Raw genomic sequence first — 5,088 nt, forward strand, 5'->3', positions numbered from 1 at the left:
CGCACGGCATCCGACAACCGCTCCACCACCAGCACACCCACACCCTCGGCCCAGCCCGTCCCATCCGCCGACGCCGAAAACGCCTTGCACCGACCGTCCGGTGAGAAGCCGCGCTGACGGCTGAAGTTCACGAACTCGGTCGGGGTGGCGAGGATCGTGACACCGCCGACCAGCGCCATCGAGCAGTCGTCCCGGCGCAGTGCCTGCGCGGCCAGGTCGAGCGCCACCAGCGAGGAGGAGCAGGCCGTGTCCACGGTCACGGCCGGGCCCTCCAGGCCGAAGGTGTAGGACACCCGGCCGGACAGCACGCTGCGTGCGGCGCCCGTCATCTTGTAGCCCTCGATCTCGCCGGGGGCCTGCTGGAGGGTGAGCTGGTAGTCGTCGGTGACACAGCCCGCGTAGACGCCGGTGCGGCTGCCGCGCAGCGTCAGCGGGTCGATCCCCGCACGCTCCAGCGCCTCCCACGACACCTCCAGGAACAGCCGCTGCTGCGGATCCATCGCCAGCGCCTCACGCGGCGAGATCCCGAAGAACTCCGCGTCGAACTCCGCCGCCTCGTACAGGAATCCGCCCTGCTGGGTGACGGTCCGGCCGGGGCGGTCCGGATCGGGGTCGTAGAGGTCCTCGTCCCAGCCACGGTCGGTGGGGAATCCCGCGATCACGTCGGCACCGGACTCCACCACCCGCCACAGCTCTTCGGGCGAGCGCACGCCGCCCGGGAAGCGGCAGCTCATCCCCACGATGGCGATCGGCTCGTGATGCTTGTCCTGCTCCTCCTTCAGGCGGCGGCGCGACGCGGTGAGTTCGACGGTCACGCGCTTGAGGTAGTCCCGGAGCTTCTTCTCGTCAGGTATGGCGTTCATGCGTTCCTCGCTGATGTCTGGCAGGTGTTCTGCCGTGCCGCCGGGGTCAGGGGGTGCCGAGTTCGCTGTCGATGAAGGCGAAGATGTCCTCGTCGGACGCTTCCTCCAGGTGGGCGGCGACGGCGGAGGCAGGCTCTGCGGCCTGGCCGGTCAGCTCCGCCAGCAGGGCCTGGAGCCGGCCGCCGATCCGCTCGCGCGTGGCCTGGTCGCCGGAGAACCCGGCCACCAGGGCGTGCAGCGTGTCGAGTTCCTCGTCCAGGGCCGTGCTCGATTCCTTCGGTGCGAGCTCGGCTCGCAGGAAGACGGCCATCGCGGCGGGGTTGGGGTGGTCGAAGACGAGCGTGGCGGGCAGCCGCAGGCCGGTCGCCGCGCCCAGCCGGTTGCGCAGCGACACCGCGGCCAGCGAGTCGAGTCCCAGGTCCTTCAGGGCGCGCGTGGCGGGGACCGCCTCGGGGCCGGAGTGGCCCAGTACGGTTGCGATCTCGGTCCTGACCAGGTCGGTGAGCAGTCGTTCCTGTTCCGTCGCGGGCAGCCCGGCCAGCGACTGGTGCAGTCGGTCCGCGGCCTCGGTGGTGCCGGTTCCGGTGTCGCCGTCCGCCGCGCCGAGGACGCGGTCGACCTCGGGCAGGCCGCTGATCAGCGGGCTGGGCCGGACTGCGGTGAAGGCCGGGGCGAAGCGCTCCCAGTCGACGTCGGCGACCACATACGCGGCGTCCGCCTGTGCGATGGACTCCGTCATGACGTCGAGGGCGAGCTCCGGCGGCATCTCGGACAGCCCACGGCGGCGGAGCTGTTCGCGGCGTTCCCGTTCGGCGGCCGGGTCCGCCGCCTCGGTGGCGTTCGAGGCGGTGTCCGCCCAGACGCCCCAGGCGAGCGCGGTGGCGGCCAGACCGCGGCCCCGGCGGTGTTGGGCGAGCGCGTCGAGGTAGGCGTTGGCGGCGCCGTATGCGCCCTGGCCGCCGCTGCCCCACACTCCGGCGATCGACGAGAACAGGACGAAGGCGTCCAGGGCCCCGGCGTCCACCAGTTCGTGCAGATGGGCGGCGCCCGCCGCCGTGGTGCCGACCGTGGCGGCGAACCGTGCCGGGTCCATGTCGGCCAGGGCGCCCGTGTGCAGGTCGCCTGCGGTGTGGAACACGGCGGTCAGCGGCCGGTCCGCAGGTATGCCGGCGAGCAGCGCGGCCACCGCGGTCCGGTCACCGAGGTCGCAGGGGAGCACGGTCACCTGCGCGCCCGCCGCGGAGAGTTCCGCGACGGTCTCGGGGACGCCCGGTGCTTCGGCGCCCGGGGCGTGGGTCAGCAGCAGATGGCGTGCCCCCCGGGCGACGAGCCGGCGTGCGACCCGCGCGCCCATCCCCGAGGTGCCCTCGGTGATCAGCACGGTGCCCCGGGGTGTCCAGGGGGCGCCTCCGGGCCGCCCCGCAGCGGCCCGGACCAGTCGGCGTACGAGGGTTCCGGCGGGCCGTACGGCCAGTTGGTCCTCCCCTCCGGGCTCGGCCAGCACGGCCGTCAGACGCCCCAGTGCGCCCTCGTCCGTCGCGGCCGGCAGGTCGACGACGCCGCCCCGGATCTGCGGGTGTTCGAGCGCGGCGGTCCGGCTCAGCGCCCACACCTGGGCCTGCGCCGGATCCCGGAGGACGTCCGAGTCGCCCGTGGAGACGGCGCCCTGGGTGAGCAGCCACAAGTGCGGCGGCTCGGCCGTCCCGGCGCCTGCGCTCTCGGAGACGGCCTGGATCAGCGACAGGGTCGCGGTGGTTCCGCGCGTCACCACGGGGTGGTTCTCGTACGGCGTGGTGTCCAGCGCCAGCAGGGACAGGACGCCCGCGGCGGGCGTGCCGTCCGCCGCCTCGGCGAGCTGCCGCGCGAGCGTCGCCCGATCGGTGTGCGCCGGGTCGACGACGATCCGGACCACATGGGCCCCTCGCTCCACCAGCGCCGCCTCGGTCGCGGCGAGCAGGTGGGGGGCGGGCAGTGCCGAGGGGGCCACGACCAGCCAGGTGCCGGAGAGCGCTCCGTCGGCGGGGACGTCGGCGGGCCACCATGCCTCCCGGTACCGCCAGGAGCCGACGGCGGATCGCCGGGTGCTGTCCTCGTCCCAGGACGCCAGCGTGGGCAGCAGCTCGGCGAGTGCCCCGGATGCCTCGGAACCGAGCATGTCCTCGAGGGAGCCGAGGTCGCGCTCCCGCACCGCGGACCAGAACAGTTCCTGGGGGCCGTCCTCGGCGTCGGCCGGTCCGGCGGGTGTCTGGAGCCAGTAGCGCTGCCGCTGGAAGGGGTAGGTGGGCAGCTCCACCCACCGGGCGCCGGAACCGGTGAAGAGTGCCTGCCAGTCGACGTCGGCCGCTCCGTGGGCGTGGGCGTCGGCCACGGCGGCGGTGAGCGTGCGGACCTGCGGCTTGGTGCGTCGCTGGGTCGGGATCAGCAGCGGCTCGGTGTCGCCGGTCCCGCCGAGGCAGTCCTGCGCCATGGCGGTCAGTACGGCGTCCGGCCCGAGCTCCACACAGGTGTCCACGCCTTCGGCCCGCAGGGTGCGCACCCCGTCGTGGAAGCGCACCGCGCTGCGGATGTGGTCGGCCCAGTAGTCCGCGGAGCACGCCTCTTCGGGGGTGAGGAGCCGGCCGGTCACGTTGGAGACGATCGGCACGGTCGGCCGGGAGAACGCCAGCTTGCCGGCGATCGCCCGGAACTCGTCCAGCATGGGGTCCATATGGGGCGAGTGGAAGGCGTGACTGACGTTCAACCGGCGGGTCTTGACTCCCTCGGCGCCGAGTTCGGCGGTGATGCGCAGCACCGTTTCCTCGTCACCGGAGATCACCACCGACGCGGGGCCGTTGACGGCGGCGACGGACACCTTCGTCTCATGGCCCTCCAGCAGGCCGGTCACCCGCTCCTCGGTGGCCAGCACCGACACCATGGCGCCGCCCCGCGGGAGGGCCTGCATCAGCCTGCCGCGGGCGGCCACCAGTGCGGCCGCGTCGTCGAGGGAGAGCACTCCCGCGACATGCGCGGCGGCGAGCTCGCCCACGGAGTGGCCCATGAGGTAGTCGGGGCGCAGTCCCCACGACTGAAGGAGCCGGAAGAGGGCCACCTCGAACGCGAACAGCGCCGTCTGGGTGTACTCGGTCTCGTTCAGCAGGCCGGCGTTCTCCGTGCCGTCCTCGGCGAACATGACCTCCCGCAGGGGCCGGGTGAGGTGGCTGTCCAGGACGCCGCACACCGTGTCCAGGGCATCGGCGAACGCCGGGAAGGCGTCGTACAGTTCGCGTCCCATGCCCGGCTGCTGGCTGCCCTGCCCGGTGAACAGGTAGGCCACTGCGCCCGGTTCGGCCGCACCCGTGTGCAGTCCGGGGGCCTGGCGCCCTTCGGCCAGTGCCGTGAGGCCGTCCAGCAGTTCCGCCTCGTCGGAACCGAGCACCACCGCGCGGTGGTCGAACACGGAACGTGTGGCGAGACTGAAGCCGATGTCCGGCAGCCGGTCCCGGGTCGTTCCCGGGGCGGCGATCCGTGCACGCAGCTGCCTGGCCTGGGCGGCCAGTGCCTGGGGTGACCTGGCCGAGAGGACCAGCGGCACGGTGGCCGGAGCGGGAGCCGCCCCGGCACGCACCCCCTCCGTTTCCTGCGTCAGGGGAGCCTGCTCCAGCACGACATGCGCGTTGGTGCCACTGATACCGAAGGACGACACCGCCGAACGACGAGGCCGGCCCGTATCCGGCCACGGGCGCTGCTCGGTCAGCAACCGCACCGCACCCGACTCCCAGTCCACGAACGGAGTCGGCTCATCCACATGCAGCGTCCGCGGCAACACCCCATGCCGCATCGCCATCACCATCTTGATCACACCACCGACCCCGGCCGCCGCCTGGGTATGACCCATGTTCGACTTCACCGAACCCAGCCACAGCGGCTCACCCACCCGGCCCTGCCCATAGGTGGCCAGCAACGCCTGCGCCTCGATCGGATCACCCAACCGCGTGCCCGTACCATGCGCCTCCACCGCATCCACCTCACCCCCCGCCAGCCCCGCACCCGCCAGCGCACGCTGGATCACCCGCTGCTGCGACGGCCCGTTCGGCGCAGTCAGACCATTGGACGCCCCGTCCTGATTCACCGCCGTCCCCCGCACCACCGCCAGCACCCGATGCCCCCGGCGCACGGCATCCGACAACCGCTCCACCACCAGCACACCCACACCCTCGGCCCAGCCCGTCCCATCCGCCGACGCCGA

General features: G+C 73.1%; 2 protein-coding genes. Both read right to left on the bottom strand.

All coding sequences use genetic code 11. The features are described 5' to 3' along the window. On the bottom strand, positions 1 to 863 hold an 863-nt coding region (locus LZ604_RS35230; RefSeq protein WP_234520288.1), incomplete at its 3' end, for a beta-ketoacyl synthase N-terminal-like domain-containing protein. A 46-nt stretch (positions 864 to 909) separates the two neighbouring features. Then, the coding region (locus tag LZ604_RS35235) for a type I polyketide synthase (RefSeq protein WP_234520290.1) at positions 910 to 5,088 on the bottom strand (4,179 nt) is incomplete at its 5' end.

The sequence above is a fragment of the Streptomyces glomeratus genome (assembly GCF_021462825.1).
Lineage (GTDB): Bacteria > Actinomycetota > Actinomycetes > Streptomycetales > Streptomycetaceae > Streptomyces > Streptomyces glomeratus.